Raw genomic sequence first — 26724 nt, 5'->3', positions numbered from 1 at the left:
GGCCAGCGATCCGGCAAAATGGTCGGCATGGACACTGGTGCGACCTCGCCTCGGGTTTTGGTCGTCGACGACGACTCCGACGTGCTTGCCTCGTTGGAACGCGGTCTGCGCCTGTCCGGCTTCGAGGTGTCGACGGCGGTCGACGGCGCCGAGGCCTTGCGCAGCGCCACCGAGACGCGCCCCGACGCGATCGTGCTCGACATCAACATGCCCGTCTTGGACGGGGTCAGCGTGGTGACCGCGCTGCGCGCCATGGACAACGACGTGCCGGTCTGCGTGCTGTCCGCCCGCAGCTCCGTCGACGACCGGGTGGCGGGCCTGGAAGCCGGCGCCGACGACTACCTGGTCAAACCGTTCGTGCTGGCCGAGCTGGTGGCGCGGGTCAAGGCGCTGCTGCGACGTCGCGGCGCGACCGCGACGTCGTCGTCGGAAACCATCACCGTGGGTCCGCTGGAAGTCGACATCCCCGGCCGGCGGGCCCGGGTCAACGGCGTCGACGTCGACCTGACCAAGCGGGAGTTCGACCTGTTGGCGGTGCTGGCCGAGCACAAGACCGCGGTGCTGTCGCGCGCCCAGCTGCTGGAGCTGGTGTGGGGTTACGACTTCGCCGCCGACACCAACGTCGTCGACGTGTTCATCGGGTATCTGCGCCGCAAGCTGGAGGCCAACGGCGGCCCCCGCCTGCTGCACACCGTTCGCGGGGTCGGGTTCGTGCTGCGTATGCAGTGACCGAATCGAAGCGGGTCATGCGTGTTTTGTCGCGGATCTTCGCCCGTACGCCGTCGCTGCGAACGCGGGTCGTCGTCGCGACGGTCATCGGCGCGGCGATTCCGGTGCTCATCGTCGGCACGGTCGTCTGGGTCGGGATCACCAACGACCGCAAGGAACGACTGGACCGCCGGCTCGACGAGGCCGCGGGCTTTGCGATCCCGTTCCTGCCGCGCGGCCTGGACGAGATACCGCGTACGCCCAACGACCAGGACGCCATCATCACGGTTCGGCGCGGTGACCTGGTCAAGTCGAATTCGGGCGTCACGTTGCCGAAGCTCAACGTCGACTACGCCGACGACTATGTGCACGGCGTGCGGTACCGGGTGCGCACGGTGGAGATCCCGGGCCCGCAGCCGACCTCGGTGGCCGTGGGCGCGACGTATGACACCACCATCGCCGAGACCAATAACCTGCACCGCAGGGTGCTGCTGATCTGCGGTTTCGCGATCGGGGCGGCGGCGGTGTTCGCCTGGCTGCTGGCGGCCTTCGCGGTGCGCCCGTTCAAACAGCTCGCCCAGCAGACCCGCTCGATCGACGCGGGCGACGAGGCGCCACAGGTGGAGGTGCGCGGAGCCAGTGAGGCGGTGGAGATCGCCGAAGCGATGCGGGGCATGCTGCAGCGAATCTGGAGGGAGCAGAACCGCACCAAGGAGGCGCTCGCCTCGGCCCGCGATTTCGCGGCCGTCTCTTCGCACGAACTGCGCACTCCCCTGACCGCGATGCGCACCAATCTCGAGGTGTTGTCCACCCTCGACCTGGCCGAAGACCAACGCACGGAGGTGATCAACGACGTCGTGCGCACCCAGTCGCGCATCGAGGCCACGCTGAGCGCGCTGGAGCGCTTGGCACAGGGCGAACTGTCGACGTCTGATGACCACGTGCCGGTGGACATCACCGAGTTGCTCGACCGGGCCGCCCATGACGCCACCCGGGTCTACCCCGACCTCGATGTCTCACTGGTGCCGTCGCCCACCTGCATCATCGTGGGGCTGCCGGCGGGGTTGCGTCTCGCCGTGGACAACGCGATCGCCAACGCCGTCAAGCACGGCGGCGCCACCCGGGTCCAGCTGTCGGCGGTCAGCTCTCGGGCCGGAGTGGAGATCACCGTCGACGACAACGGCAGCGGAGTGCCCGAGGAGGAGCGCCGGGTGGTGTTCGAGCGGTTCTCCCGCGGGTCCACGGCCTCGCATTCGGGGTCGGGCCTGGGGCTGGCGTTGGTGGCCCAGCAGGCCAAGCTGCACCGCGGCATCGCATCGCTGGAGGACAGCCCGCTGGGCGGCGCCCGGCTGGTGCTGCGGCTGCCCGGTCCCTGCTGATCAGGCCCGCGCCATCACGCGAAAGCCCGCCGACTCCGCGGGTCACTTCCTCCGGGAGCTGTTACGCCAGGGCGTGAAGGCGGCCCGCACAGCCGCCTGCTCGTCCTTGAACCAGACTTGGGCGACCGTGAGGTAATAGGCAGGGTCGTCGGGAGTGTAGAAGAGCCGGGTATCCGAGCGCCCCTTCACCAACCAGCCCGACGGTCCGCCACCCTCGGGGGTGGCGCGGGCGGAGCCGGGACCGTACGGCGCATACGGCAGCGTGGGCCGCTTTGGCGGCGCCGCTTTGGCAGGCCGCGGCCTTTTGCCGGGTGGGGCCTTCTTCACCGGCGGGGCCTTCGCGGGTGGGGCCTTCTTCGCGGGCGGGGGCTTGCGCACCGGCGCCGTCGCGGCGGGCGGGGGCTTGCGCACCGACGGGACCGGCGGGCCGCCTGGGGCCTCGTTCACCGGCTGGACCGGCGTGCCGGGCCGCGTCGTCCAGGGTGACTCATCGGTCACCGGGAACTCCGTGGTCACCGGCTCCTCGGCGACCGAGTGCCCCACAGGCGGCGACTCTCCGGGCACCGGTGCCTCCTCAGCCACCGGGGCCGCTTCAGTAACCGGGGCCTCTTCAGCACGGGGGGGCTCCGCGACAACCGGCACCTCCTTAGCCACCCGGGTCTCTTCGGCACGCGGGGCCTCTTCGGTAAGCCGGGCCTCGTCGACAACCGAGGCCTCCTCAGCCACCGGGGCCTCCTCAGCCACCGGGGCCTCCTCTGCCACGGGAGTCGCTTCAGCACGCGGGGCCTCTTCACCACTCGGGGCCTCCTCAGGGGCCTCCACGGTCACCGACTCCGCGACAACCGGGGCCTCCACGACAACGGGGGCCTTCCTTGCCAACAGGTCCTCGATACCGGAGGCCCTCCGGGCCACCGGCCGCTCAGCCGCCGGCATCGGCTCCTCGGCAACCGCGAGTTCTTCCGCCGACGCCGGCTCCTCGGCAACCGGGCTTTCCCTCGACAACAAATCCTCGACAGCCGCGGGGCTGGCCGGCACAGGTTCCTCGACGGCCGGGGCCTCCCCCTCTTCCTCGGCCGGGGCCTCCGTCGCCACCCATTCGTCGGGAACCGCAACCGTCGTGGTCAACAAGTCGACAGCGTGAGCCCCCTGCGCGCTAGGCCACTCAAGAGTGCTGGGCGGCGGACCGGGTGGCTCCCCGATGCCCGCCATTGCGGCCTCCAGTGACTTCTCCAACAGCGAAGAGCCCTTGGCCGGGCGCAGTATCAGCGCGGACGTCAACACCAATCCCATGACGAAGGACAAGCCGACCAGCCACCAGTGCACGTGACTCATCGCCGCACTCCGGTCTCCTCGCCGGTCAGACCGGCAAAAACTTTCCTGGCGGCGCTGCGCTTGACCAGTCTCGTCGCGATCACCCAGGCGAGGGCCGAGCCCGCCACAAAAGCCAGCAGGTACCACAACCACTGGATGATGAAATCCATGCTGCTTCTCCTTAGCTGACCATTATTCAGCTGACCACTATTTCGACGCGGCGATTCTTGGCGCGGGCCCCGGCCGTGTCGTTGGGAACCACCGGGTTGACCGATCCCAGACCCTTGACCACCAACTGGCCGCTGGGGACGCCACGGCCAGCCAGGAAGTCAGCGACCTTTTGCGCTCGTTGGCTGCTCAGCGCAATGTTAATGGCCTCGGTGCCGTTGTCGTCGCTGTAACCGTTGATCGTCGCTCGGGCCGAGGGACATGCCTTCAGCTGCTCCGCCACCTGGCTGAGGCTTTGCTCGTCGGCCGGGGTCAAGCTGAACCCGTCTGCACCGAAGGCGATCTGCCCACCCGTCACCGCGTTGATGGCCGAGGGTAGATCCGGACACGCCGCGGGGGGCGGTGGAGGCGAGCCGGGTTCTCCGGGGGACGCCGTCCCCGTGACCACGAGACTGTCGACCACGTTCACACCCGACCACGTGGTCGCGGCGTCACGCTCCACCGCTATCTTCTCGTCCTGCGATCCGGTGGTACCCGCCAAGATGATCGTGTTCCCATTGACCGTCAGACTGAAATCGAGAATCGACGCGCTGTCTTTGAAAAGCACTCCGGCATTTGAAAAGTCGAGTGAATCGACTTTGGGGTCGATAATAATTTGGTCGATGATGTTGGTACCCGGGCCCAGGGCCTTCTTGAGCGCCGCGATCAAAGCCGACTTGTCGGAATCATCCGGGAAATTACCGCTGAGCGCGACGTCGTTGCCGTTACGGACAATGGAAAGCGGCGCCAGGGACAACTTCGGGGCTTCGGCTTTGTTCGGCGGTGTCAAGGTCGGGAGCGCACCGGTCGGTCCCGTGGTGGCGGCCGGGCGGTCCAACGCGCCGTAGCCGATGACCGCTATCAGCAATGGAATAACGACGAGGGCAATTAGCCAGGGCAGGCCGAGTGACCGCCGGAAAGACAACGGAATGACCAACAACGCGATCAGCCAGGGACGACCCAGCGACCGCCGGAACATTTCCGGACTTCGCCCCGGGTCTGTTGTCTCGGGCGGTCGACTCAAACCCGTCCCTAAACTCACTTCCGCCCCCTAGCTCAATTTCCATCCCCGTGCCCGTCGGTTCTTCGGGCGATATGCAGCCTACCTAGTCCGGAGCGGCGCGACTTTAGGTCGGGCACACTGGAGCGATGGGCAACGGCAGTAAACCGACCGACACCGAAACGCTGGGGCGCATCCGCGAACTGGTCGCCGAGGAGAAAGCGCTGCGGTCGCAGGTGCAGCACGGCGACGTCAGCGCGTCCGAGGAACACGAGCGCCTGCGCCGGCTGGAAGTCGAGCTCGACCAGTGCTGGGACCTGCTGCGGCAGCGCCGGGCGCTGCGCGACAGCGGTGGCGATCCCCGCGAGGCGGAGGTACGTCCGCCCGACGAGGTCGAGGGCTACCTGAGCTGACGCAACGCACGGCGGATGTCGGCGTCGGCGTGGTGAGCGGCGGCCACAACGGGCTGGTCGCGGCCAGGGAGCCGAAATCGTCACCGCGCCGACGTCCTACGCCGTCGACCCGGACGGGCGGGCGCGTTACCGCGTCGGGGGCCAAGACCACGTGGTCCGTGGGCGGTTCCTCCTGGCCGGCGTCACCCCCGCGGTCCTCGACGGGTTACTCGGCGGACCATGGTGTGCGGGTCGGGCGCCCGCCGCGGTGGTGCGATGTCGGGCATCGGCGGTCACAACCGCCGCGACGGCGGTCCTGTCGTCCCTGTGACGCGAACGCGCCGGTCTAGCGCGCGTCGATGCTCACGTAGTCGCGCTCGGTGTAGCCGGTGTAGATCTGGCGCGGACGGCCGATCTTGCTGTCGCCCTCGTCGTGCATCTCACGCCAGTGCGCGATCCAGCCGGGCAGCCGGCCCAACGCGAACAACACCGTGAACATCCGGGTCGGGAACCCGAGGGCCCGGTAGATCAGGCCGGTGTAGAAGTCGACGTTGGGGTAGAGCTTGCGCTCGATGAAGTATTCGTCGGTCAGCGCCGTTTCTTCGAGTTCCTTCGCGATGCCCAGCAGGTCGTCGTCCCCGCCGATCTTGGAAAGGATCTTGTCGGCCTGCTCCTTGACGATGCGCGCCCGGGGGTCGTAGTTCTTGTAGACGCGGTGGCCGAAGCCCATGAGCTTTACGCCGGCCTCGCGGTTCTTGACCTTCCGGACGAATTCCCCGACACCGTCGCCGCTCTCGCGAATCTGCTCGAGCATCTCGAGCACCGCCTGGTTGGCGCCGCCGTGCAGCGGACCCCACAGCGCGTTGATCCCGCCGGAGATCGAGGTGAAAAGGTTGGCCCGGGACGAGCCGACCAGTCGGACCGTCGACGTCGAGCAGTTCTGCTCGTGGTCGGCGTGCAGAATGAACAGCATGTCCAGCGCCCGTACGATTTCGGGATCGGCCACGTAGGGCTCGGCCGGCAACCCGAACGTCATCCGCAGGAAGTTCTCCACCAGGGTCAGCGAGTTGTCCGGGTAGAGGAACGGCTGCCCGATCGACTTCTTGTAGGCATACGCGGCGATGGTCGGCAGCTTGGCCAGCAGGCGGGTGGTCGACAGCTCCACCTGCTCGGTGTCCATCGGGTCCAGCGCGTCCGGATAGTACGAGCTCAACGCGTTGACGACGCTGGACAGCACCGGCATCGGGTGGGCGTTGGGCGGGAAGCCGTCGAAGAACCGCTTGAGATCCTCGTGCAGCATGGTGTGGCGCTGAATCCGGTTGGTGAACTCGGCCAGCTGTTGCTTGTCCGGCAGCTCGCCGTAGATCAGCAGGTAGCTGACCTCGATGAACGTCGACTTCTCCGCCAGCTGCTCGATCGGGATGCCCCGGTACCGCAGGATGCCGGCCTCGCCGTCGATGTAGGTGATGGAACTCTTGGTGGACGCGGTGTTGACGAAGCCGTTGTCGAAGGTGGTGTACCCCGTCTTGGCCAAGAGGGATCCGAGCGCAATACCGTCGTTTCCTTCGGTGGCGCGGACGACCTCCAGGTCGATTTCGCCCCCCGGATAACGGAGTGTCGCGCTGTCGTCGGTGTCGGCCACGAGAACCCCTTTGCACTCTGGCTGATCTGATATGGCTGCCCCGCACGCGGGTGCGTACTGCTGAAGGTAGTCGTTATCGCGACGGCGCGCCTGCCCGGGGTCCGGTTCGCTGGTCGTGCGGCCTTTCGTCCGGCGCCGTCAGGGCTGCAGACGCTCCACACGGCCGCCGCTGACCCGAATCCGGTTGTGCAGCCGATTTTCCCGCCCCTGCCAGAACTCCACCACCTCAGGCGCGATGAGATACCCGCCCCAGTTGGGGGGCACCGGCACGCTCTCGGTGGCGGCGAAACGCGCGGTCACCTCGGCCAGCTGGTCGAGCAGCGCCCGCCGCGACGCGATGGGCCGCGACTGCTGCGAGGCCCACGCTCCCAGTTGCGAGCCGCGCGGGCGCCTGGCCCAGTAGTCCGCGGTGGCCTGAGGCTCGACCCGGCTGACCGGCCCGCGGATATGGACCTGCCGGCCCAGCCGGAACCAGGGGAAGGTGGCCGACGCGAAGGGCGTCGACGCCAGCTCGGCACCCTTGGCCGAGTCGTAGTTGGTGAAAAATGTGATTCCGGTCTCGTCGACGCTCTTGCACAACACCGTTCGGCTTACGGGCCTGCCGTCCGCGACCGTGGCCAACACCATGGCGTTGGGCTCAGCCAGCCCCGCGCGCTCGGCGTCGTCAATCCACCTGCGGAACAACGCAAGCCAGCCGTCCGCCAGCCAGTCGATGTCCAGGTCGGGGCTGCCGTCCTTCTCCACCGACCCATATTCCACCCGCATCTGCGAAAGATGCCGGTCGTCCGGCCCTACCATCGGCCCCACGCTACCGGGCGTGACGCTTTAGCTACCGGCCGGTAGCAGCGCCGCGGGCACGGGGTGCGAGAATTTTCCCCATGACTGTGGTCCCAGAAGACTTCGTGCCCGGCCTCGAAGGCGTCGTCGCCTTCACCACCGAAATCGCCGAGCCGGACAAGGATGGCGGCGCGCTGCGCTACCGCGGCGTCGACATCGAAGACCTGGTGAGCCAAAAGGTCACGTTCGGCGACGTGTGGGCCCTGCTGGTCGACGGCAGGTTCGGACACGGGCTGCCGCCCGCCGAGCCCTTCCCGCTGCCGATCCACACCGGCGACGTGCGCGTCGACGTGCAGGCGGGCCTGGCGATGCTGGCACCCATCTGGGGCTACAAGCCGCTGCTCGACACCGACGACGCCACCGCCCGCGAGCAGCTGGCCCGGGCGTCGGTGATGGCGCTGTCCTACGTCGCGCAGTCCGCCCGCGGCATCTACCAGCCGGCGGTTCCCCAGCGGGTCATCGACGAATGCCCCACCGTCACAGCGCGTTTCATGACGCGCTGGCAGGGCGAGCCCGACCCCAGGCACGTCGAGGCCATCGACGCCTACTGGGTGTCGGCGGCGGAGCACGGCATGAACGCCTCGACGTTCACCGCGCGGGTGATCGCCTCGACGGGAGCCGATGTGGCCGCGGCGTTGTCCGGCGCGATCGGCGCGATGAGCGGGCCGCTGCACGGCGGCGCGCCGGCGCGGGTGCTGCCGATGATCGAGGAGGTCGAGCGCACCGGCGACGCCCGCGGCCTGGTCAAGGGGATCCTGGACCGCGGGGAGAAGCTGATGGGATTCGGGCACCGCGTCTACCGGGCCGAGGACCCGCGGGCGCGGGTCCTGCGCGCGGCCGCCGAGCGGCTGGGCGCCCCGCGCCACGAGGTCGCCGTCGCGCTCGAGCAGGCCGCGCTGGCCGAGCTGCGCGAACGCCGCCCGGACCGGGCCATCGAAACCAACGTGGAGTTCTGGGCCGCGGTGATCCTGGACTTCGCGCGGGTGCCGGCCAACATGATGCCGGCGATGTTCACCTGTGGACGCACCGCTGGATGGTGCGCCCACATCCTGGAGCAGAAGCACCTGGGCAAGCTGGTCCGCCCGTCGGCCATCTACGTCGGTCCGGGCCCGCGCAGCCCGGAGGCGGTCGAGGGCTGGGACCGGGTGCGCACCAGCGCCTGAGCGCGCCACGGCGGACGCGCGAGCGCGCGCAAACTGACGGCTGTCACGGCGTGTCGGCGTACCGACACGCACGCTCGCGGGGAGCGGGAGCGCGAGCGCGCGGCCGCTAACCCCGGTCCAGCAGGCGGTCGAGCAGCTTCTGCCGCCGCGGGGGCGGGGCGGTTGACGCGGCCGCGAGCATGTCGGCGACTTCGGTGAACTTGTTGCGCGGCCGTCCGTCGCGCCTGCCGCGGGCGACCTCGGCGGAGTCGATCGCACGCCACCCGGCGGAGCCGACGACGTCGGGCCGGCGGGCCCGCACCAGCTCCTCCAATGCCTCGGGCCGGGCCACCGGGGCGGCCAACTCGCCGGCGTTGAAATCGGCGACCAGGGCCTGCACCGTCTGGAAGGAGCAGGACTTGTTGGTACCGATGAAACCGGTGGGCCCCCGCTTGATCCAGCCTGCGACATAGGTGCCCGGCATCGGCCGGCCGGAGCCGGGGTCCACCACCCGTCCATCCTCGTTGGGGACCGCACCGGCTGACTCGTCGAACGGAAGGTCGCGAATCATCTTGCCGCGATAGCCGATCGACGTCAGCACGAGACCCGCGTCGAGCCGGCGCAACTCCCGGGTGCCGGTGACCGAGAACTCCACGCCGGTGGCGCGGTGCTCACCGAGCACGCGCTCGGGTGTGAGCTGGTACGCCAACCGGATTCGCGGGCGCCCGGCAGCCGGGGGCGGCGCCGACCCGTCGCCGAGCTTGCTCAGGATCTCCAGCTTGGTCCTGGTCAACGAGTCCGACGCCGTCACGAGATCCCGCGCGACCAATTCGTGGTTACCGGCGTCCAACACGACCTCGGAGCAGCCCGTGAGCCCGATCAACTCGGGCAACGTGAACGCCGAGTGGGCGGGTCCACGCCGCGCGGCGATCACCACTTCGCGCACCGCGGAGCGTCGGAATGCGTCCAGCGCGCGGTCGGAGACGTCGGTGCGGGCCAGGTCGTCCGGGTCCGCGGTGAGCACCCGGGCCACATCGAGGGCGACGTTGCCGTTGCCGATGATCACCACGCGCTCGTGACTGAGATCGACCGCAAGCCCGGCGAAGTCGGGATGGCCGTTGATCCACGCGACCACCTGGGTGGCAGTGCCGGTGCCCGCGAGGCCCATCCCGTCGATATCGAGCCGACGGTCCTCGGGTGCACCGACGGCGTAGAGCACGGCGTGATGGTGCGCCGACAGATCGGCATGGCTCAGGTGTTCGCCGACCTCGACGTTGAGGTAGAACCGGAAGTGGCGATGGCCGGCGACCCGGTCGAACAGCTTTGTGACCTGTTTGGTGCTCTGATGATCGGGGGCGACCCCGGCACGCACCAGCCCGTACGGCGTGGGCAGCTTCTCGAACACGTTGACCCGCACGCCAGGCTGGGTGAGCAGTTCGTCGGCGGCATACATCGCCGCCGGGCCGGACCCCACGATCGCCACGGTCAGCGGCCGGCGACGGGCGCGCACCTCGGCCGCGGGAATCACGGGCGCCAGCTTCGAGGTGGGCGGCAACTTCTCCCCCGCGGGCCGCTTCGGGTAGAACGACGCGTTGATCTCGACGAACGGCAGCTGCCTGGCTTCCAGCCGGTTGTCGGGCACGATCGCGCCCACCGGGCAGGCGCTCACGCAGGCACCGCAGTCCACGCAAGCCACCGGGTCGATGTACAACATCTCCGAGGCGGCAAAGCCCGGCTCATCCGGTGTCGGGTGAATGCAGTTCACCGGACACGCGTAAACGCAGGACCCGTCGTTGCAGCACGACTGGGTGATCACATGCGGCATGTGGCAACCGGGACGTGCTAGGCGGCCGGGGCCACGGCAAGGTGCCGGCGTTGCGGCTCGCTGCGGTAGCGCGACGGCTTGCCGTCGATCTTGCAGATCCGCCACATCAGCCGCGCCAGACGGCTCTCCATCAGGCCGGTGTCACACGCCAGCATCCGCACGTCGGCGAACATGTCGCTCAGCCACTTTCGCGACTCGGGCGAGGCGAAGAAGAGTTCCTTCTTGACCTCGCGGGGGATGTCGAACTCGTCCCAGAACGCCTTCGGCGGCACCACGATGGCCTGGCACAGCACGCGCATCGTCAGCGGGTAGAACAGCGAGATCCAGAACCGTTGCCTGCGGGTCAGCTCCGGCAACCGCTTGCGCAGGAACTCGTGGGCGAAGGAGATGTGCCGCGCCTCCTCGGCCACGTGGATGGCCATCACCCGTTCCATGATCGGGTGCAACGACTTGCCTTCGCGCAGCACGTTCTTCTGCGTGTGGTCGATGGGCTCCTCACCGGCGAGCACCCCGATGAAGAACGCCGCCGGCAGCGGGCCGGCCACCAACGGCACCAGCGGCGAGAGCCAGCGCAGCATCCGCGGCATCCCGGGGACGTCGGCGCCGACGCGGTTGACCATCTCCTGGAACATCATCGTGTGGTTGCACTCTTCGACGGATTCGTGCAGGCAGTAGCGGTATTCCGGAGACCCGTTGGGCAGCCAGAACGTGTAGTTCATCAGGCCGCGGATCAGGATGGATTCGAAGTGCAGTCCCACCTTGGCCACGTTGGCCTGGCGCCACATGCCGATCTTGATCTGGCGCTCTTCGGACTGCGCCCGGTACCAGGGGTGGCGCCCCAGCGGGTCGGTCGCCGGCAGGATCCACCGCGGGTCGTCGTCGGTGACCGCGAACTCCGGCGAGTCCCAGTCGATGTCGGTGTACGGGTTGAAGTTTCGCCGCACCGACCCCTCGGACAGTGTGGCGAGCATGTCGACGTACTCGGCGTCGTCGCGCACCTCCATGTTGCGGCGCCAACGCCGGACCATTCGCGTCCTGTCCATCCCGAGCCTCCCCAAGCGAGGTTTACATTCGGACGTGCAATGTCTAGACGGTACCGCAGGTACTGGATATGTTCCAGACCCCCTTGGACCACTGTGACCTGACCACTGGTCACCGGATCGGTGCGGTCTGGGTCACAGTCGACGGGCGCGACGGGACCGCCGCTTCTGGGTGCCGGCCCGGCTCACTACGCTGGTGAGCATGGCTGACGAGCTCGAGATTCCCGCTGACCTCAAACCCCGCGACGGCCGCTTCGGATGCGGTCCGTCAAAGGTCCGACCCGAACAGCTGAACGCGCTGAGCACCACCGCGGCCGGCCTGTTCGGCACGTCGCACCGGCAAGCGCCCGTCAAGAACCTGGTGGGAAGGGTGCGCTCGGGCGTGGCGGAGCTGTTCTCGCTGCCGGACGGCTATGAGGTCATCCTGGGCAACGGCGGCGCCACGGCGTTCTGGGATGCCGCGGCCTTCGGGTTGATCGACAAGCGTTCGCTGCACCTGACCTACGGGGAGTTCAGCGCGAAGTTCGCCTCCGCCGTCACCAAGAACCCGTTCGTCGGCGATCCGGTCGTCATCAAGGCGGATCCCGGCAGCGCCCCCGAACCGCAGTCCGACCCGTCCGTCGACGCGATCGCCTGGGCGCACAACGAGACGTCGACCGGGGTCGCCGTGCCGATCCGCCGCCCGTCGGGCTCCGGTGAGGCGCTCATCGTCATCGACGCCACCTCCGGGGCTGGGGGCCTCCCGGTCGACATCACCGAGACCGATGCGTACTACTTCTCGCCGCAGAAGAACTTCGCCAGCGACGGCGGCCTGTGGCTGGCCGTCATGAGCCCTGCCGCGCTGGCCCGCGTCGAGGCCATCGCCGGCTCGGGCCGCTGGGTGCCCGATTTCTTGTCGCTGCCGACGGCGATCGACAACAGCCTGAAGAACCAGACCTACAACACCCCGGCCATCGGCACGCTGGTGCTGATGGCGGAGCAGCTCGACTGGATGCTGGGCAACGGCGGCCTGGACTGGGCGGTCAAGCGCACGGCCGACTCGTCGCAGCGGCTGTACTCCTGGGCCGAAGAGCGGCCCTACACCACGCCGTTCGTCGCCGATCCCGCCCTGCGTTCGCAGGTGGTGGGCACGATCGACTTCGCCGACGACGTCGACGCCGCCGCCGTCGCGAAGGTGCTGCGGGCCAACGGCATCGTCGACACCGAGCCCTACCGCAAGCTCGGCCGCAACCAGTTGCGCGTCGCGATGTTCCCCGCGGTCGATCCCGATGACGTCAGCGCCCTCACCCAGTGCGTCGACTGGGTCGTCGAGCGGCTTTAACTTCGGCGTCATCAGCTCGCAACCGGCCAGCGTGTCAGGCCCGGTTACGGGCGTCAGCTGGACTAGAGTGCGCACGTGACGGGTCCTTTGCCATGCACCTGGACCCTGCGAGGAGAAGCCATGCGGGAACTCAAGTTGGTTGGGCTCGATGCCGACGGCAAATACCTCATCTGCGAAGGCGGCGACCCCGCGAACCAGTTCAAGCTGGCGGTCGATGACCGGTTGCGGGCCGCCCTGCGGGACGGCCCCACAGCCTCGGAGCAACCGCAGCTCGACATCGAGATCACGAACATGCTGAGTCCCAGGGAAATTCAGTCGAAAATCCGCGCCGGCGCGTCCGTCGAGCAGGTGGCCACTGCGTCGGGCTCCGACATCTCGCGGGTTCGCCGGTTCGCACACCCGGTGCTGCTGGAACGCGCCCGCGCGGCCGAGCTGGCGACGGCCGCACATCCGGTGCTCGCCGACGGCCCCGCGGTGCTGACGCTGCTGGAAACCGTGAGCACGGCCCTGGTGACGCGTGGCCTCGACCCGCACCAGATCGGCTGGGACGCCTGGCGCAACGAAGACAACCGGTGGACGGTTCAGCTGGCCTGGAAGGTGGGCCGCTCCGACAACCTCGCACACTTCTGCTTCATGCCCGGCGCCCACGGCGGAACGGTCACCGCGGTCGACGACGCGGCCAGCGAGCTGATCGACCCGAACTTCGAACGCCCGCTGCGGCCGCTCGCGCGGGTGGCCCACCTCGACCTCGAGGAGACCGCCGAACCGGAGACCGCGCCGGAGGCCGCTGCGCCCGCCGCTCCTGCGCCGCCCGAGCAACCCGCGCCCACCCGGCGCGGCAAGGCGAGCAAGACGGCCAAGCCGGCCATTCCGGCCTGGGAAGACGTGCTGCTCGGGGTGCGCTCGAGCGGGCAGCGCTAGCTGTTCCCGGACACCGTCAGGGCCAGCAGCGCCAGCCACCCGCCGACCACACCGACCCCTGCGCCCAGCACCAGCCAGCGCAGCACCGGCGTCCGCCGCCACCCCCACAAGCTGGGCGCCAGCCCGCCGGCCGCCACCGCGTTGAGGCCGACCGCCAACAACGGATGCACCCGGATCAACCCGAGGCTCAGCACCACTATCGCGGCGCCGGTCACCGCGGCGACGAACCCCGCGACCGCCAATCCCGTGGCCCACGGCACCGACTCGTTCACGAACGCAGCCTAGAGCGTTCGTAGAACGCCACGGCGGCCGCAGTCGCCACGTTGAGCGAGTCGGTGCCCCGCGACATGGGGATTTGCACCCGCATATCGCTCAACCGCAGCGTGGTGGCCGTCAGTCCCGGGCCTTCGGCGCCCACGACGATCGCGACCCGTTCGTCGCGCAACTCCGCCATCGCCTCCGGCAGCGCACAAGCGTCGCCGCGCGGGGTCATCGCCAGCAGCCGGAACCCGCGTTCTCGCAACGTCACCAGGTCGGCGGGCCAGTCGGTGGCCCGCGCGTAGGGCACCAGCAACGCATGCCCCATGGACACCCGGACGGCGCGACGGTACAGCGGGTCGGCGCAGCCGCTGCCGAACACCACCGCGTCCACGCCCAGCCCCGCGGCGTTGCGGAACATCGAGCCCAGGTTCTCGTGATCGTTGACCCCCTCGAGCACCGCAAGGGTGTGGGCCCCCGCGGCGATCTGGTCCACCCCGTGTTCGGGCACCCTCCTGGCGGCCGCCAGCACGCCCCGGTTGAGATGAAAACCAACCACCTGCGCCATGACCTCGGCGGAGGTTCGATAAAACGGCGCCGCGACGCCGGTGAGGTCGTCCGCGAGTTCGGCCAGCCGCCGATCGGTGCCCAGCAGGGCGTGCGGGGTGAACCGGGAGGCGAGCATGCGCTGGACGACCAAGACGCCCTCGGCGATCACCACCCTTGCCGCTGGGCAGGTCGGGACGACGATCGACGCTGTTAAGGTCGCGGAAGTCGTCGAGACGGGGATCGTCGGGATCGTCGACGTCGTGAACGTCCGGGCCGTCGCTCACGGGCTTTCGTCGACGAGGGCCAGCATCAGGTCAGCGGCGGCGCGCAGGGTCTCGCGTTGCCGGCTGTCCAGCGTCGAGAGCCGCTTGGCCAGCCACTCCTGCCGGGCACGCCGCGTCGCCTTGACCAACTCGGCGCCGGACGCGGACACCGAGACCAGCACCTGCCGGCCGTCGACGGGGTGCGGGACGCGGTCCACCAGGCCCATCTCGGCGAGCGATGCGATCACCCTTGTCATCGACGGCGGCCGGACCCCCTCGCGGATCGCCAGCGTGCCCGGGGTCATCGCGCCCTCGCCGAGCAGCGTCGCCAGCGCCGACAGCTGCGACAACGACACCGGCGAGGGAGGGCTGCGAAACCTCAGCTGGCGGGACAGCCGCATCACGGCCAGCGACAAGTCGCTGGCCAGTCGTGCATCGCTGTCAGGCATGGCGCGAGGGTACACGCAACCAGGAGAATTCGGCGTGACTACCTGGCTAACGACCGGCGCGGACCCTTGTCGGCGCGCGGCGGCAAATGCGGCTCCGAACCGGCTGCTGCCGGCGCGTTTCCCGGCGACCCGGCTCACCCCTTGGGGCGTCCCGAGGCCCGGCAAAGCTATGTTGAGGGCTATGTCCGTCGAGTCGGGCCGGAGCCGCACACCACCACCGCTGCCGCCAGCGTTGCTCGAGGTATGGCCGGTCATCGCGGTGGGCGCCGCGGGATGGCTGGCCGCCGCGGTGGCCGCCTTCCTCGTCCCGACGCTGCAGAGTTGGCGCCCGGTGGCGGTGGCCGGACTGGCCGTGGGGTTGCTCGGTACGGGCATCTTCGTCTGGCAGCTGGCCGCGGCCCGTCGCGGTGACCGCGGTGCGCAGGCCGGCCTCGAGACGTATCTCCACCGGAGATAAAGTCACCCAGGACACTTGAGATTCGGGGGAATCTATGGCCGCCGAGCTACTGCAGGCCGAAATCGAGATCGCGGCACCGGCGTCGAAAGTCTGGGAGCTGATCTCCGATTTGCGGCGCATGCGCCAGTGGAGCCCACAGTGCCGGTGGATGAAGGCGTTCGGCCCGCTGCACGCCGGTGTTCGCACCCTCAACCTCAACCGTCGCGGCTGGTTGTTCTGGTTCACCACATGCACCGTCATCGAGGTCGTCCCCGAAAAGCGGCTCGCCTTCAAGGTCGACGTCAACCGCACCATCTGGAGCTACGAGCTCGAGCCGCATGACCGGGGCACGCGGCTGATCGAGAGTCGGCACGCCGAAAACGGTGTGACGGCATTTTCGAACCTCACGGCGAACGCGTTTTTCGGCGGAACCACCAAATTCGAGCGCGAATTGCTCGCGGGCATCGATATCTCGCTGGCGAAGATCAAAGCCGCCGCCGAGAACGGTTAGTCCGGCGGCTCCAGCGGCTCGGGCTGGGGCTCCGGAGGCGCCGGTGGGGACTCCGGGGTATCGGGCAGCTCCGGCTCGAGCTCGGGGCGGGGTTCGGCGGGAGCAGTTTCGGACTCCGGGGCCTCGGACTCCGTGACCTCGGGCTCCGGGGACGCGGGCTCCGTGACCTCGGGCTCCTTGACCTCGGGCTCCGTGACCGGCGCCGGCGCCTGCATGACGTCGAGCACGCCGTCGTCGAATGCCTCGTACCGCGGTGAGCCGCTACCCGCCGGAGCCGGTGTGTCCGAATGGGCGCCGCACCCGTATTGCTTGTCCACGACATGGCCGTCGGCGGACAGCTCGTTGCCGCACACCCCGAACATCGCGCCCAGCGATCCCGCCAACGGCAGGAAAAAACCGCAGTCGCGGCAGACGCGTTTGGTGGACCGCGCCATCGGGGACTCGGGACCGTAGTCTCCGGTGTGCCACCTCTCGGCGGCCTCGGACCGGCCCACGACGCCCAGCACCCAGCGTCGACCCAGCCCGACCTCCGCGGCGGTCTCGTCGACCTGAGGGTCACCGCTGGCGGTGTAGCCCGGAACCAGACGCGGGTCGTCGGCAGCCGGTGCCAGCAAATCTCCCGGGCTCAAGTCCCCCGGCCGCACACGGCGCTCCCAGGGCACCCATTCCGGCGCCAGCAACGCGGTCGGACCGGGAATCAGCACGACCTCGCTGATGGTGGCGTGCCCGGCACCGGGATAAGCGGCGACGACGGCGGCCCACTGCCAGCCCTGGTACCCGGGCAGGTGCGCCAGGAACCGGTGGGTTGCGGCCGTGGAATCCTCGTAGCTCACGCCGAGGTAGTCACCGACCGCGTCCGGGCCACTGAACTCCTCCACGGCCGCCCTGGCCTGGTCGGCCGCACCCGCGAGCAACTCCGCCAGCCCCTCGTGCCAGTCGGCCACGGTCGCTGCGGCAGTCTCCTCGATGGGTCCGGTCACGCTTACCTCTCTTTGCATCGCGCCTCCAATACTAGGGGTGCGAGCCACACCCGGTGACCTACGGACGCGGGAAGCGGCCATGAGAGAGAATTGCGTGGTGTCTGGACGGCGGCGTGACGATCCGGGCCGCGCGGCCCCCAACCCGGGCCGCCGGACCCATTCGGACCTCCGGAGGGCGGCCAACCCGCATCCCGGCCTGGCCAACTACCCGCCTGACGGCTCCGACCAGCGGCGCGCGCGCCGTCCACCGCCGATGCCTAGCGCCAACCGCTACCTGCCGCCCCTGGGCGAACGACCCGAACCGGACCGCGGTAGCAGCGCGCCGCGCGGTCCCGTCGCGGGCGAACGCATCACCGTCACCCGCGCCGCGGCGCAGCGCAGCCGGGAGATGGGTTCCCGGATGTACTCGATGGTGCAACGCGCCGCCACGGCCGACGGCGCGGACAAGTCCGGGCTGACGGCGCTGACCTGGCCGGTGGTGGCGAATTTCGCGGTGGACGCCGCGATGGCCGTGGCCCTGGCCAACACGCTATTCTTCGCCGCGGCCACCGGGGAGAGCAAGGGCCGTGTCGCCCTGTATCTGCTGATCACCATCGCCCCGTTCGCGGTGATCGCGCCGCTGATCGGTCCGGCGCTGGACCGGTTGCAGCACGGCCGCCGCGTGGCGCTGGCGACCTCGTTCGCGCTGCGCACGGGGTTGGCGGCGCTGTTGATCATGAACTACGACGGCCCGTCCGGCAGCTATCCCTCGTGGGTGCTCTATCCCTGCGCGCTGGCCATGATGGTGCTGTCGAAGTCGTTCAGCGTGCTGCGCAGCGCCGTCACGCCCAGGGTGATGCCGCCGACCATCGACCTGGTGCGGGTCAACTCCCGGCTGACCGTGTTCGGCCTGCTGGGCGGTACCATCGCCGGCGGCGCGATCGCGGCGGGTGTCGAGTTCGTCTGCACCCACCTGTTCAAGCTGCCGGGCGCGTTGTTCGTCGTCGTCGCCGTCACGGTCGTCGGCGCCATGCTGTCGATGCGGATTCCGCGCTGGGTCGAGGTGACCGCCGGTGAAGTCCCCGCGACGTTGAGCTACCGCCGGGACAGCGGCCCGCTGCGCCGCAGCTGGCCCGAAGAGGTCAAAAAGGTCAGCGGAACACTACGACAACCACTGGGCCGCAACATCATCACTTCGCTGTGGGGCAATTGCACCGTGAAGGTCATGGTGGGCTTTTTGTTCTTGTACCCGGCGTTCGTGGCCAAGGCGCACCAGGCGAACGGCTGGGTGCAACTGGGCATGCTGGGCATGATCGGGGCCGCGGCGGGCATCGGCAACTTCGCCGGCAACTTCGCCAGCGCCCGCCTGCAACTGGGCAGGCCCGCGGTGCTGGTGGTGCGCTGCGCGGTGGCGGTGTGCACCGTCGCGCTGGCGGCGGCGGTGGCGGGCAACCTGATGGTGGCGGTGATCGCCACCCTGGTCACGTCGGGCTCGAGCGCGATCGCCAAGGCCTCGCTGGATGCGTCGTTGCAGAACGATCTGCCGGAGGAGTCGCGGGCGTCGGGGTTCGGGCGCTCGGAGTCGACGCTGCAGCTGGCCTGGGTGCTGGGCGGGGCGCTGGGCGTCCTGGTGTACACGGAATGGTGGATCGGCTTCACCGCGGTCACCGCCCTGCTCATCCTCGGGCTGGCGCAGACCCTGGTGAGCTTCCGCGGCGACTCGCTGATTCCCGGGCTCGGGGGCAATCGCCCGGTCATGGTCGAGCAGGAAGGCAGGCGGCGCGGCACGGGCAGGCCGGCGGCGGTGCCGGAGTGAGACCGCGGCGCAAGCGCGGGGTGAGGTTGCTGGCCCTGACCCTGGTGACGTTGCTGGCCGTGGGCGGCGGGGTCGCGACCTGGCTGTTGGTGCGCCACCCCGGTCCGCAGCGGCCGCAGATCAGCGCGTACTCGCACGGACACCTGGCCCGGGTCGGGCCGTACATGTACTGCAACGTGCTCGACCTCAACGACTGCCAGAACCCGCAGACCCAGGGCGAACTGCCGGTCGACGCCCGCTACCCGGTGCAGCTCTCGGTGCCCGAGGCCATCGCCCGGGCGCCCTGGCGGCTCCTGCAGGTCTACGAGGACCCGGCCAACACGACGGCCACCCTGTTCCGTCCGCACACCCGGATGGCGGTCACCATCCCCTCGGTCGACCGCCAACGCGGCCGGCTCACCGGGATAGTCGTGCAGTTGCTGACGCTGGCGCTGGACCGCTCCGGCGAGTTGCGCGACGTCCCGCACGCGGAATGGTCCGTGCGGCTTACCTTCTGAGCGAGCATCCCAGGGTCGGATTGTCGGGCCTCAAGTCACCAATGCTTGGGACGAACGGCTCCTGACTGCGCGGTGGCGCGCTTCTAGGGTCGAGAGGCCGAAGCGAACTCTCCAGCGATGGGACAGCGATATGGTCAGCGACATAGCGGATCCGGGAATCGTCGTCGGGGTCGACGGATCGCCCGACGGGAATGCGGCCATGCAGTGGGCGGTCCACGAGGCGACGATGCGCAACGTGGCGCTGACCCTGGTCCACGCCGCCGCGCGGTTGCCTGCCGGTTCGCCGGTGCTCGAGTGGTCGGGTGAGTCCCTCCCGGCAGAAGTCGTCCAGCAGCTCGATGCGAACGCTCGTCAGGTGCTCGCCGACGCGGCCAAGCTCGTCGACGACATGACCCGGGAGCGCCGCCTGCGGGTCAACAGCGAGCTGTCCGCCGCGGGACCGGTCGCCAGCCTCGTCGAGTTGTCCGACAAAGCGGACATGGTCGTGGTGGGCAGAAGCGGCCAAGGCGCGCTGCAGCGAGCGCTGCTGGGGTCCGTCAGCACGGGACTGGTTCATCATGCCCACTGCCCGGTGGCGGTGATCCACAGCGACTTTTCGCCGCCACCGCAGGGCTGCGTCCTGGTCGGCATCGACGGGTCCACGGCGTCGGAGCTGGCCACCGCGATCGCTTTCGACGAAGCTTCTTGGCGGGGTGTGGATTTGGTGGCGCTACACGCCTGGACCGACGCCGAGGTCCCCGACCTCCCGAGCCGGGAGTGGGCCGGAACGACCAGGACGTCCTGGACGAGACTGCGCTCGGCGGCCGAGGAGACGTTGGCCGAGCGCCTGGTCGGCTGGCGGGAGCGCTATCCCGACGTCACCGTCCAGCGGGTGGTCGTCACCAACCGGCCCGCGCAGCATCTGATCGAGCGCTCGGCGTCCGCGCAGCTGGTGGTCGTCGGCAGCCACGGGCGCGGTGGCTTCGCGGGGATGCTGCTCGGATCGGTGGGCACCGCCGTCGTGCAGGCGGTGCGCGCGCCGGTGATCGTCGCCCGGCAGGGCTAGCTACCGCGCCGCCGGCTGCTGGGCGACGCGCTCGCCGTCGAGGGGCGGGCCGGGCGGCGTTCCCTTCCCGAAGGGGTTGCCGCCCAATGCTTCCCGACCATGCGGGGTCAGCCAGTTTTCCAGGTCGGGGCCCTTGGGCACGATACGGGTCGGGTTGATGTCGGCATGCACGACGTAGTAGTGCTTCTTGATCTGGTCGAAGTCCACGGTGTCGCCGAAGCCCGGCGTCTGGAACAGATCACGCGCGTAGGCCCACAGCACGGGCATCTCGCTGAGCTTGCGGCGATTGCATTTGAAATGCCCGTGGTAGACCGGGTCGAAGCGCACCAGGGTGGTGAACAGCCGCACGTCGGCCTCGGTGATGGTGTCACCCACCAGGTAGCGCTGCCCGGCCAGGCGGTCGCTCACCCAGTCCAGGGCGGTGAACAGCCGGTCGTAGGCCGCGTCGTAGGCCTGCTGTGAACCGGCGAAGCCGCAGCGGTACACGCCGTTGTTGATCTCGGTGTAAACCCTCTTGTTCACCTCGTCGATCTCGGCCCGCAGCGGCTCGGGGTACAGGTCCGGTGCCCCGTCGCGATGGTGGGCGGTCCACTGCGTCGAGAAATCCAGCGTCATCTGCGCGAAGTCATTGGTGACCACAGCCCCGGTCGGAATGTCGACGATCGCGGGGACGGTGATGCCTTTGGGGTAGTCGGGGAATCGCTTGAAGTAGGCGTTCTGCAGTCGCGGGATCATCAGCACGGGGTCGACACCGCCGGGGTCGAGGTCGAACGTCCAACTGCGCTTGTCGTGGGTCGGCCCGCAAAAGCCAATGGAGAGAACGTCTTCCAAACCCAGCAGGCGGCGCACGATGATGGCGCGGTTGGCCCACGGGCAGGCCCGGGCGACGACGAGCCGATACCGGCCGGGCTCGACCGGGTACCCGTCGCGTCCGTCGGCGGTGATCCGCGTGGTGATGTAGTCGGTGTCACGGGTGAATTCGCCCGCCGGTGCGACGTAGGAGGCCATGACGGCAATTCTGCCCCGCCGAGGAGCCGGTCCGCGGCTAGGTACTCAGAAAGCGCCGGGCCTGCCGCCGACATCGCGAACAGCTCGGCGCCGATGTCGACGATGCGGCCCAAAAAGCCCTGCTTCTGCTCGAGCTTGGCCTGCCACCGCGCCATCCCGTAGAAGGTGTTGCGGGCCAGCTTTCGGGCGGAGCGTTCGATGAACCGGAGATGACCCGCCAACGCACCGGACTCGCTGTAGGCCGAAGGCCGTTGGCCTTCGCCGAAAACCAGCTGCGGCAACCACTTTGCGTAGAACCCGCTGGCGCCGACCGCCGCGGCCGCCTTCTTCTTCAGATCGGCGTCGGGCTTCGCGAGGTCTCCGGCCGCGCTCAGGTGCGCGTCGACCGCCTCCCGGGCGATCAGCAACCGCGTGATCTCGCTGAATCCCTCGAAGATGCGGTTGATCCGCAGATCGCCAGCATCTGCTCGGCCGGAACGGCGCGCTCCCCCGCGTGGCCAGGGATTCGGCGGTCTCATAGCGCTCGGCGGACCACTCGCGGGCGATCTTCAGCGACCACTTCGACGCCCCCGCCGCGGTCGCCGGGATCGACAGCCGGCCGGCGTTGAGCGTGGTCAACGCGATCTTGAGGCCGTCGCCTTCGCGGCCGATCAGGTTTTCGCGCGGCACCCGCACGCGGTGGAACCGGGTCACGCCGTTTTCGATGCCGCGCAGTCCCATGAACTTGTTGCGCCGCTCCACGGTGATTCCGGGGGAATCGGCCTCGACGACAAAGGGGCTGACCCCGCCGCGGCTGTGGGCACCCGGGCCATCACCGGCAGTTCGGCGACCAGACCGTTGGTGGTCCACAGCTTCACGCCGTCGAGTTCGTAGGCGTCGCCGCCGTCGACCGGTGTGGCCGTGGAACCCAGCCGCGCCGGGTCGGAGCCCACGTCGGGTTCGGTCAGCAGGAACGCCGATATCGCGCCGGCGGCGCAGCGCGGCAGGAACTTGCGCTTCTGCTCCGGGTGCCGGCGAGCTTGAGCGGCTCGGGCACACCGCTCGATTGGTGGGCCGACAGCAGCGCGCCCAGGCTGGGGTTGACCGTCGAAACCATCATCAGCGCCCGGTTGTAAGCCACCTGCGACATCTCCAGGCCGCCGTACTCGGCCGGTATCGTCATGCCGAAGCAGCCCCATTCGGCCAGCCCCTTGACGTATTCGTCCGGGATCCGCGCCTCACGCTCGATGACGCTGCCATCGACGGTGCGAAGGAACTGCCGCAACTTGTCGAGGAACGCACGCGCCCGGGCCTCTTCGGCGTCGCTGGGTTTGGGGAACGGGTGGATCAGGTCCAGCGGAAACCGGCCAAGGAACAACTCTTTGGCGAAGGATGGCTTATCCCAACCGCTTTCGCGCGACTCCTCGGCAACGGCTCTGGCCTGCTCCTCGGTGACTTGTGCTTGTTGTGGGATTTGCAGGCTACTCGCTGATCGCGAGGAGCATACCCAGCACGGGCCGTTTCTCACATCGCCGCGCCCGACGAATGCGATGACCCGCCGACGTCGCGGTCAGGCGTCGAGCTCGCGGGCCACGGCCTTGACCACCTCGGAAACTCGTCGGGCCGTCTTGCGGTCCGGGTAGCGCCCCTTGCGCAACTCGGGCTGCACGGTGCTCTCCAGCAACGTGATCATGTCCTCGACCATGCCGTGCAACTCGTCCGGGCTGTGCTTGTGCTCGGCGGGCACCTCGCGGCGGGGCTTGGTGAGGCTGGGCGGCGGTTCAATCAGCTTGAGGCTCAACGCCTGCGGTCCGCGCCGACCCGAAGCGATGCCGAACTCCACCCGCTGCCCGGATTTGAGCCCCTCGACACCCTCGGGCAGCGCCGACGCGCGGACGTAGACGTCCTCGCCGTCCTCCTGCGACAGGAAGCCGAACCCCTTTTCGGAGTCGTACCACTTAACCTTGCCGGTCGGCACTGGTCTCACCTGCTTGTCTGACGGGCCACTAGTTGAACGACACAAGAAGCGTCCCGCCTGCGCGAGACGCAATGTCGAGTGATGATCCTACTCGGATCGTTGTCCGACGAGCACCCCCCGGGCCGAGCGTTACTCGCTAGGCTGGCACTACTGCGGAGGTGAGATGCGCACGATCCTGAACGTTGTCTGGCTGGTATTCGGCGGCCTGTGGATGGCCGCCGGCTACCTCGTGGCGGCGCTCGTCTGCTTTCTGCTGATCGTCACGATCCCGTTCGGGTTCGCGTCGCTGCGCATCGCCTCTTATACGTTGTGGCCGTTCGGCCGGACCCTCGTCGACAAGCCGACCGCCGGAACCGGCGCGCTGCTGGGGAACATCATCTGGGTGCTGCTGTTCGGGGTGTGGCTGGCCATCGGGCATCTGGTGAGCGCCGTGGCGATGGCGCTCACGGTCATCGGCCTGCCGCTGGCGCTGGCAAACCTCAAGCTGATCCCCGTCTCGCTGATGCCGCTGGGCAAGCAGATCATTTCCTCCGACTCGCCGCACGAACTCGCACGGGTGCGCGCATGACGCTGACCGCCCTCGGCCTGCCTGTGGTGCCCGGCCACACGGACCGTCGGTCCGCGGCGGGGCAGGCCCCCACCGGTGGCCCGCTGGCGGACGCCTACGGCCGGGTCGCCACCGATCTGCGGGTGTCGCTGACCGACCGGTGCAACCTGCGGTGCCGTTACTGCATGCCGGCCGACGGGCTGGACTGGCTGCCCGGAGAGCAACTCCTGCGACCCGACGAGCTGAGCCGGCTGATGCATATCGCCGTGACGCGGCTGGGCGTCACCAGTGTGCGCTTCACCGGCGGCGAGCCGCTGCTGTCCCGCCACCTCGAGGAGATGGTCGAAGCCGCCGCCGCCCTGCGGCCACGCCCGGAGATCTCCCTGACCACCAACGGGGTGGGACTGGCCCCGCGCGCCGCCGCGCTGGCCAGAGCCGGCCTGGACCGGGTCAACGTGTCGTTGGACACCGTGGACCGGACCCGCTTTGCGACCATCACTCGCCGGGACCGGCTGGCCGACGTGCTGGACGGCCTGACCGCCGCCAAGGAGGCGGGGCTGGCGCCGGTGAAGGTGAACGCCGTGCTCGATCCCGCCTCGGGCCGGGAGGACGTCGTCGAACTGTTGCGGTTCTGCCTGGCGCACGGCTACCAGTTGCGGGTCATCGAACAGATGCCGCTGGACGCCGGGCACCAATGGCGGCGCGGGGCGGCCCTGAGCGCCGACGACGTGCTGGACGCGCTGCGGCCGCACTTCCGGCTGCGGCCCGACCCGACGCCGCGCGGGTCCGCCCCGGCCGAGCTGTGGCTGGTCGACACCGGGCCCGGCACGCCGGCCGGCAAGGTCGGGGTGATCGCGTCGGTTTCGCACGCTTTCTGCGCGTCCTGCGATCGCACCCGGCTCACCGCCGACGGACAGGTCCGCAGCTGCCTGTTCTCCACCGAGGAGACTGACCTTCGGGGCCTGCTGCGCGGCGGCGCGGCCGACGAGGCGATCGAGGCGGCCTGGCGCGACGCGATGTGGGGCAAGCCCGCCGGGCACGGCATCAACGACCCCGGCTTCATCCAGCCCGACCGCCCGATGAGCGCGATCGGTGGCTAGCGCCATGGGCGAAGCCCCCGCCGATCCGGGCGGGATGCAGGTGACGGTCCGCTACTTCGCCGCCGCGCGCGCAGCCGCCGGAGCCGATTCCGAGACCGTGGTGCTGCCCGCGGGCACCACGCTCGCCGAGCTCGTCGACCGGCTGGCCGTGCGCGGAACTCGCCTGGCCACGGTGTTGCGCCGCTGCTCCTACCTGCGCGACGGGATCGCCGTGCGAGACGATGCCGCGGCGTTGTGCCCGGGCGACACGGTCGACGTCCTCCCGCCTTTTGCTGGCGGCTGAGGTCTGTGACATATCTCACGTAACGGAACGATAACGAGCCGGACACGGCACGATCTCGGGTGCAATGACCTGCGGAAACCCATAGCGCTGCTGGGCTTTTCGAAGGTGTCCGCAGCGGAAACGCCGGGTTTCGCCAAACGTGACGCCGCCTACCGAAACCGCTAGCGTCTCCCGGAGGTTCGCCAAGCAAGCCGAATGGCGTCCCTCCCCTCCCTATCGCGCCGAGCTCCATCCAGTAGGCGGGGGGCAGACCACACGTGGATGGAGGCGGGGGACCCACCGGGTCCGCCGTGACCGAACCGGGGTCGCTCCGCGACTCCTTGGGGTGAAGCCGGCGTCGTCTCGATGCAGAGTTCGACGCGGCCGGGTGGCCTCTCCAACCCGAACCCGACAGCTGACCTCGCAGGCGCTAGACGAGAGGATTTACCCGGCGCGTATGAGTGGACGTCACCGCAAGCCCACTACGTCAAACATCAATGTCGCCAAGATCGCCTTCACCGGGGCGGTGCTTGGCGGCGGCAGCATCGCCCTCGCCGGCCAGGCGGCCGCCGCCACCGACGGCGAATGGGACCAGGTAGCCCGTTGCGAGTCCGGCGGTAACTGGTCGATCAACACCGGCAACGGCTACCAAGGCGGCCTGCAGTTCAGCCAGGGCACCTGGGCCGCCCACGGCGGCGGCGAGTACGCCCCGGCGGCTCAGATGGCCACCCGGGAACAGCAGATCGCCGTCGCCGAGCGAGTCCTGGCGACCCAGGGGCGGGGTGCCTGGCCCGCATGCGGACGCGGGCTGTCGAACGCGACCCCGCGCGAGGTGCTCGCTCCGGCGGGCATGGACGCGCCGCCGGAGGACGCGCCGCCACCCGACGCTCCCCCGCCCGCGGACGGCCCCGAGCCCGACGCTCCCCCGCCGCCCCCTCCCGCCCCGGCGGAGCCCCCGCCGCCCGCGGTGGAACTGGCCTCGGAGCATCAGCTGGCGCCCCCCGAAGACCTGCCGCCGGCACCACCCGAAGACCTACCGCCGGCACCACCCGAGGACCTCGCGCCCCCGGCCGACCTACCGCCGGCACCACCCGAGGACGCGCCGGTCGTCGACGCCGGCTTGCCGGACCCCGCACCGGCCGACGTGTCATCGCCGGCCGACGTGCCCCCGCCGCCGCCCGGCGATGACGACGGCTCGCCGGTGGAACCACAGCAGGCCTCCGAGGTCGGCTACACCAAGCAGTTGTGGGAAGCCATCCGAGGACTGGACATCCACGGCAACGACGCGCTGGACGCCCTGGCTCAGCCGTCCGCCGTCATCTGAGGCCCGACGGAGTAAGAC

26 protein-coding genes, 3 pseudogenes and 1 riboswitch are annotated in these 26724 nt (G+C 69.4%); of the genes and pseudogenes, 15 read left to right on the top strand and 14 right to left on the bottom strand.

Annotated features, from left to right (window positions below):
• Positions 1 to 18: 18 nt before the first annotated feature.
• Complete coding sequence (prrA, locus tag AB8998_RS06440; RefSeq protein ID WP_369737124.1) at positions 19 to 729, top strand: two-component system response regulator PrrA; 711 nt, start codon at positions 19 to 21, stop codon at positions 727 to 729.
• Positions 730 to 746: 17 nt separating this feature from the next.
• Positions 747 to 2087 (top strand): HAMP domain-containing sensor histidine kinase, encoded by a 1341-nt coding sequence (locus AB8998_RS06435; protein WP_369741448.1) that lies wholly within the window; start codon positions 747 to 749, stop codon positions 2085 to 2087.
• 42 nt (positions 2088 to 2129) lie between these two features.
• Here AB8998_RS06435 and arfC read toward each other — a convergent pair whose 3' ends face one another.
• From arfC to arfA, 3 genes are read right to left on the bottom strand one after another with little or no spacing between them, the layout of a single operon-like run.
• Positions 2130 to 3419: a channel accessory protein ArfC, sunset domain variant gene (gene arfC, locus AB8998_RS06430; protein ID WP_369737123.1), complete on the bottom strand. Its 1290-nt coding sequence runs from the start codon at positions 3417 to 3419 to the stop codon at positions 2130 to 2132.
• Positions 3416 to 3568 carry a channel accessory protein ArfB gene (gene arfB / locus AB8998_RS06425; protein ID WP_369737122.1) on the bottom strand — a complete coding sequence of 51 codons (153 nt, stop codon included), beginning with the start codon at positions 3566 to 3568 and terminating at the stop codon, positions 3416 to 3418. Before arfB ends, arfC begins: the two co-directional genes overlap by 4 nt.
• A gap of 26 nt (positions 3569 to 3594) precedes the next feature.
• Positions 3595 to 4584, bottom strand: a complete 990-nt coding sequence (arfA, locus tag AB8998_RS06420) for a channel-forming protein ArfA/OmpATb (protein WP_475582070.1) — start codon at positions 4582 to 4584, stop codon at positions 3595 to 3597.
• 170 nt (positions 4585 to 4754) lie between these two features.
• On the opposite strand from arfA, the gene AB8998_RS06415 reads away from it, so the two are divergent.
• Positions 4755 to 5018, top strand: a complete 264-nt coding sequence (locus AB8998_RS06415) for a DUF2630 family protein (protein ID WP_369737120.1) — start codon at positions 4755 to 4757, stop codon at positions 5016 to 5018.
• A gap of 325 nt (positions 5019 to 5343) precedes the next feature.
• Here AB8998_RS06415 and AB8998_RS06410 read toward each other — a convergent pair whose 3' ends face one another.
• Entirely contained in the window at positions 5344 to 6639 is a 1296-nt protein-coding gene (locus AB8998_RS06410; protein ID WP_369737119.1) for a citrate synthase, read from the bottom strand.
• 138 nt (positions 6640 to 6777) lie between these two features.
• Positions 6778 to 7437, bottom strand: a complete 660-nt coding sequence (pdxH, locus tag AB8998_RS06405; protein WP_369737118.1) for a pyridoxamine 5'-phosphate oxidase — start codon at positions 7435 to 7437, stop codon at positions 6778 to 6780.
• 80 nt (positions 7438 to 7517) lie between these two features.
• On the opposite strand from pdxH, the gene AB8998_RS06400 reads away from it, so the two are divergent.
• Positions 7518 to 8639, top strand: coding sequence for a citrate synthase 2 (locus AB8998_RS06400; protein ID WP_369737117.1), 1122 nt, complete (start codon positions 7518 to 7520; stop codon positions 8637 to 8639).
• Between the two features lie 106 nt (positions 8640 to 8745).
• On the opposite strand, the gene AB8998_RS06395 is transcribed toward AB8998_RS06400, so the two are convergent.
• Positions 8746 to 10443 carry an FAD-dependent oxidoreductase gene (locus AB8998_RS06395; RefSeq protein ID WP_369737116.1) on the bottom strand — a complete coding sequence of 566 codons (1698 nt, stop codon included), beginning with the start codon at positions 10441 to 10443 and terminating at the stop codon, positions 8746 to 8748.
• Between the two features lie 17 nt (positions 10444 to 10460).
• Positions 10461 to 11486, bottom strand: coding sequence for an AurF N-oxygenase family protein (locus AB8998_RS06390; RefSeq protein WP_369737115.1), 1026 nt, complete (start codon positions 11484 to 11486; stop codon positions 10461 to 10463).
• 199 nt (positions 11487 to 11685) lie between these two features.
• On the opposite strand from AB8998_RS06390, the gene serC reads away from it, so the two are divergent.
• Together serC and sepH are read left to right on the top strand one after the other, a co-directional pair.
• On the top strand, positions 11686 to 12804 hold the full coding sequence (gene serC, locus AB8998_RS06385) for a phosphoserine transaminase (protein WP_369737114.1): 1119 nt from the start codon (positions 11686 to 11688) through the stop codon (positions 12802 to 12804).
• A 120-nt stretch (positions 12805 to 12924) separates the two neighbouring features.
• Entirely contained in the window at positions 12925 to 13725 is an 801-nt protein-coding gene (gene sepH, locus AB8998_RS06380) for a septation protein SepH (RefSeq protein ID WP_369737113.1), read from the top strand.
• On the opposite strand, the gene AB8998_RS06375 is transcribed toward sepH, so the two are convergent.
• From AB8998_RS06375 to AB8998_RS06365, 3 genes and pseudogenes are all read right to left on the bottom strand, one after another.
• Positions 13722 to 13997 (bottom strand): DUF2537 domain-containing protein, encoded by a 276-nt coding sequence (locus tag AB8998_RS06375; protein WP_369737112.1) that lies wholly within the window; start codon positions 13995 to 13997, stop codon positions 13722 to 13724. The two genes, sepH and AB8998_RS06375, sit on opposite strands and share 4 nt — an antisense overlap.
• Positions 13994 to 14816: pseudogene (locus AB8998_RS06370) on the bottom strand (TrmH family RNA methyltransferase). The gene AB8998_RS06375 and the pseudogene AB8998_RS06370 overlap by 4 nt, the downstream one beginning before the upstream one ends.
• Positions 14813 to 15244, bottom strand: a complete 432-nt coding sequence (locus AB8998_RS06365; protein ID WP_369737111.1) for an Rv0880 family HTH-type transcriptional regulator — start codon at positions 15242 to 15244, stop codon at positions 14813 to 14815. The pseudogene AB8998_RS06370 and the gene AB8998_RS06365 overlap by 4 nt, the downstream one beginning before the upstream one ends.
• A 181-nt stretch (positions 15245 to 15425) precedes the next feature.
• Between AB8998_RS06365 and AB8998_RS06360 the strand changes: the two genes are divergently transcribed.
• A complete protein-coding gene (locus AB8998_RS06360) occupies positions 15426 to 15701 on the top strand; it encodes a DUF2530 domain-containing protein (protein ID WP_369737110.1) in 276 nt (91 codons plus the stop codon).
• A gap of 34 nt (positions 15702 to 15735) precedes the next feature.
• The gene (locus tag AB8998_RS06355; RefSeq protein ID WP_369737109.1) at positions 15736 to 16191 is read left to right on the top strand and encodes an SRPBCC family protein; all 456 of its coding nucleotides are present in this window, start codon (positions 15736 to 15738) and stop codon (positions 16189 to 16191) included.
• A gap of 200 nt (positions 16192 to 16391) precedes the next feature.
• Here the strand turns inward: AB8998_RS06355 and AB8998_RS06350 are convergent.
• Positions 16392 to 17171 (bottom strand): annotated as a pseudogene (locus AB8998_RS06350) (DUF3027 domain-containing protein); the annotation flags it as partial.
• A gap of 97 nt (positions 17172 to 17268) precedes the next feature.
• On the opposite strand from AB8998_RS06350, the gene AB8998_RS06345 reads away from it, so the two are divergent.
• From AB8998_RS06345 to AB8998_RS06335, 3 genes are all read left to right on the top strand, one after another.
• Positions 17269 to 18966 carry an MFS transporter gene (locus tag AB8998_RS06345; RefSeq protein WP_369737108.1) on the top strand — a complete coding sequence of 566 codons (1698 nt, stop codon included), beginning with the start codon at positions 17269 to 17271 and terminating at the stop codon, positions 18964 to 18966.
• Positions 18963 to 19463 carry a DUF2771 domain-containing protein gene (locus tag AB8998_RS06340; protein ID WP_369737107.1) on the top strand — a complete coding sequence of 167 codons (501 nt, stop codon included), beginning with the start codon at positions 18963 to 18965 and terminating at the stop codon, positions 19461 to 19463. The genes AB8998_RS06345 and AB8998_RS06340 overlap by 4 nt, the downstream gene beginning before the upstream one ends.
• A 130-nt stretch (positions 19464 to 19593) precedes the next feature.
• Positions 19594 to 20508: a universal stress protein gene (locus tag AB8998_RS06335; RefSeq protein WP_369737106.1), complete on the top strand. Its 915-nt coding sequence runs from the start codon at positions 19594 to 19596 to the stop codon at positions 20506 to 20508.
• Here AB8998_RS06335 and AB8998_RS06330 read toward each other — a convergent pair whose 3' ends face one another.
• From AB8998_RS06330 to AB8998_RS06320, 3 genes and pseudogenes are all read right to left on the bottom strand, one after another.
• A complete protein-coding gene (locus AB8998_RS06330; protein WP_369737105.1) occupies positions 20509 to 21516 on the bottom strand; it encodes a glutathione S-transferase family protein in 1008 nt (335 codons plus the stop codon).
• 17 nt (positions 21517 to 21533) lie between these two features.
• A pseudogene (locus AB8998_RS06325) lies at positions 21534 to 22969 on the bottom strand (acyl-CoA dehydrogenase family protein); the annotation flags it as partial.
• 96 nt (positions 22970 to 23065) lie between these two features.
• Entirely contained in the window at positions 23066 to 23473 is a 408-nt protein-coding gene (locus tag AB8998_RS06320) for a cold-shock protein (protein WP_369737104.1), read from the bottom strand.
• Positions 23474 to 23636: 163 nt separating this feature from the next.
• Between AB8998_RS06320 and AB8998_RS06315 the strand changes: the two genes are divergently transcribed.
• The 4 genes from AB8998_RS06315 (at position 23637) to AB8998_RS06300 (ending at position 26706) form a co-directional block, all read left to right on the top strand.
• Complete coding sequence (locus AB8998_RS06315; protein ID WP_369737103.1) at positions 23637 to 24041, top strand: YccF domain-containing protein; 405 nt, start codon at positions 23637 to 23639, stop codon at positions 24039 to 24041.
• A complete protein-coding gene (gene moaA / locus AB8998_RS06310; RefSeq protein WP_369737102.1) occupies positions 24038 to 25120 on the top strand; it encodes a GTP 3',8-cyclase MoaA in 1083 nt (360 codons plus the stop codon). The genes AB8998_RS06315 and moaA overlap by 4 nt, the downstream gene beginning before the upstream one ends.
• Before the next feature lie 4 nt (positions 25121 to 25124).
• The gene (locus AB8998_RS06305) at positions 25125 to 25403 is read left to right on the top strand and encodes a MoaD/ThiS family protein (protein ID WP_369741447.1); all 279 of its coding nucleotides are present in this window, start codon (positions 25125 to 25127) and stop codon (positions 25401 to 25403) included.
• Positions 25404 to 25612: 209 nt separating this feature from the next.
• Positions 25613 to 25828, top strand: a riboswitch (cyclic di-AMP (ydaO/yuaA leader).
• Between the two features lie 11 nt (positions 25829 to 25839).
• Positions 25840 to 26706, top strand: a complete 867-nt coding sequence (locus AB8998_RS06300; protein WP_369737101.1) for a transglycosylase family protein — start codon at positions 25840 to 25842, stop codon at positions 26704 to 26706.
• Positions 26707 to 26724 lie beyond the last annotated feature (18 nt).

It is taken from the genome of Mycobacterium sp. HUMS_12744610, assembly GCF_041206865.1.
In the GTDB taxonomy this organism is placed as follows: domain Bacteria; phylum Actinomycetota; class Actinomycetes; order Mycobacteriales; family Mycobacteriaceae; genus Mycobacterium; species Mycobacterium servetii.
The sequence above is the reverse complement of the archived record's forward strand: the minus strand, read 5'-3'. Positions and strand labels throughout refer to the sequence as shown.

Excerpts from the sequence above, each read along its gene's own strand:
- arfA (WP_475582070.1), bottom strand. The coding sequence starts at position 4,584 with ATGTTCCGGCGGTCGCTGGGTCGTCCCTGGCTGATCGCGTTGTTGGTC.
- prrA (WP_369737124.1), top strand. The coding sequence starts at position 19 with ATGGTCGGCATGGACACTGGTGCGACCTCGCCTCGGGTTTTGGTCGTC.
- pdxH (WP_369737118.1), bottom strand. The coding sequence starts at position 7,437 with ATGGTAGGGCCGGACGACCGGCATCTTTCGCAGATGCGGGTGGAATAT.
- AB8998_RS06315 (WP_369737103.1), top strand. The coding sequence starts at position 23,637 with ATGCGCACGATCCTGAACGTTGTCTGGCTGGTATTCGGCGGCCTGTGG.
- arfB (WP_369737122.1), bottom strand. The coding sequence starts at position 3,568 with ATGGATTTCATCATCCAGTGGTTGTGGTACCTGCTGGCTTTTGTGGCG.
- AB8998_RS06415 (WP_369737120.1), top strand. The coding sequence starts at position 4,755 with ATGGGCAACGGCAGTAAACCGACCGACACCGAAACGCTGGGGCGCATC.
- AB8998_RS06305 (WP_369741447.1), top strand. The coding sequence starts at position 25,125 with ATGGGCGAAGCCCCCGCCGATCCGGGCGGGATGCAGGTGACGGTCCGC.
- AB8998_RS06435 (WP_369741448.1), top strand. The coding sequence starts at position 747 with ATGCGTGTTTTGTCGCGGATCTTCGCCCGTACGCCGTCGCTGCGAACG.
- AB8998_RS06355 (WP_369737109.1), top strand. The coding sequence starts at position 15,736 with ATGGCCGCCGAGCTACTGCAGGCCGAAATCGAGATCGCGGCACCGGCG.
- sepH (WP_369737113.1), top strand. The coding sequence starts at position 12,925 with ATGCGGGAACTCAAGTTGGTTGGGCTCGATGCCGACGGCAAATACCTC.
- AB8998_RS06365 (WP_369737111.1), bottom strand. The coding sequence starts at position 15,244 with ATGCCTGACAGCGATGCACGACTGGCCAGCGACTTGTCGCTGGCCGTG.
- serC (WP_369737114.1), top strand. The coding sequence starts at position 11,686 with ATGGCTGACGAGCTCGAGATTCCCGCTGACCTCAAACCCCGCGACGGC.
- AB8998_RS06400 (WP_369737117.1), top strand. The coding sequence starts at position 7,518 with ATGACTGTGGTCCCAGAAGACTTCGTGCCCGGCCTCGAAGGCGTCGTC.
- arfC (WP_369737123.1), bottom strand. The coding sequence starts at position 3,419 with ATGAGTCACGTGCACTGGTGGCTGGTCGGCTTGTCCTTCGTCATGGGA.
- AB8998_RS06390 (WP_369737115.1), bottom strand. The coding sequence starts at position 11,486 with ATGGACAGGACGCGAATGGTCCGGCGTTGGCGCCGCAACATGGAGGTG.
- moaA (WP_369737102.1), top strand. The coding sequence starts at position 24,038 with ATGACGCTGACCGCCCTCGGCCTGCCTGTGGTGCCCGGCCACACGGAC.
- AB8998_RS06395 (WP_369737116.1), bottom strand. The coding sequence starts at position 10,443 with ATGCCGCATGTGATCACCCAGTCGTGCTGCAACGACGGGTCCTGCGTT.
- AB8998_RS06335 (WP_369737106.1), top strand. The coding sequence starts at position 19,594 with ATGGTCAGCGACATAGCGGATCCGGGAATCGTCGTCGGGGTCGACGGA.
- AB8998_RS06330 (WP_369737105.1), bottom strand. The coding sequence starts at position 21,516 with ATGGCCTCCTACGTCGCACCGGCGGGCGAATTCACCCGTGACACCGAC.
- AB8998_RS06300 (WP_369737101.1), top strand. The coding sequence starts at position 25,840 with ATGAGTGGACGTCACCGCAAGCCCACTACGTCAAACATCAATGTCGCC.
- AB8998_RS06360 (WP_369737110.1), top strand. The coding sequence starts at position 15,426 with ATGTCCGTCGAGTCGGGCCGGAGCCGCACACCACCACCGCTGCCGCCA.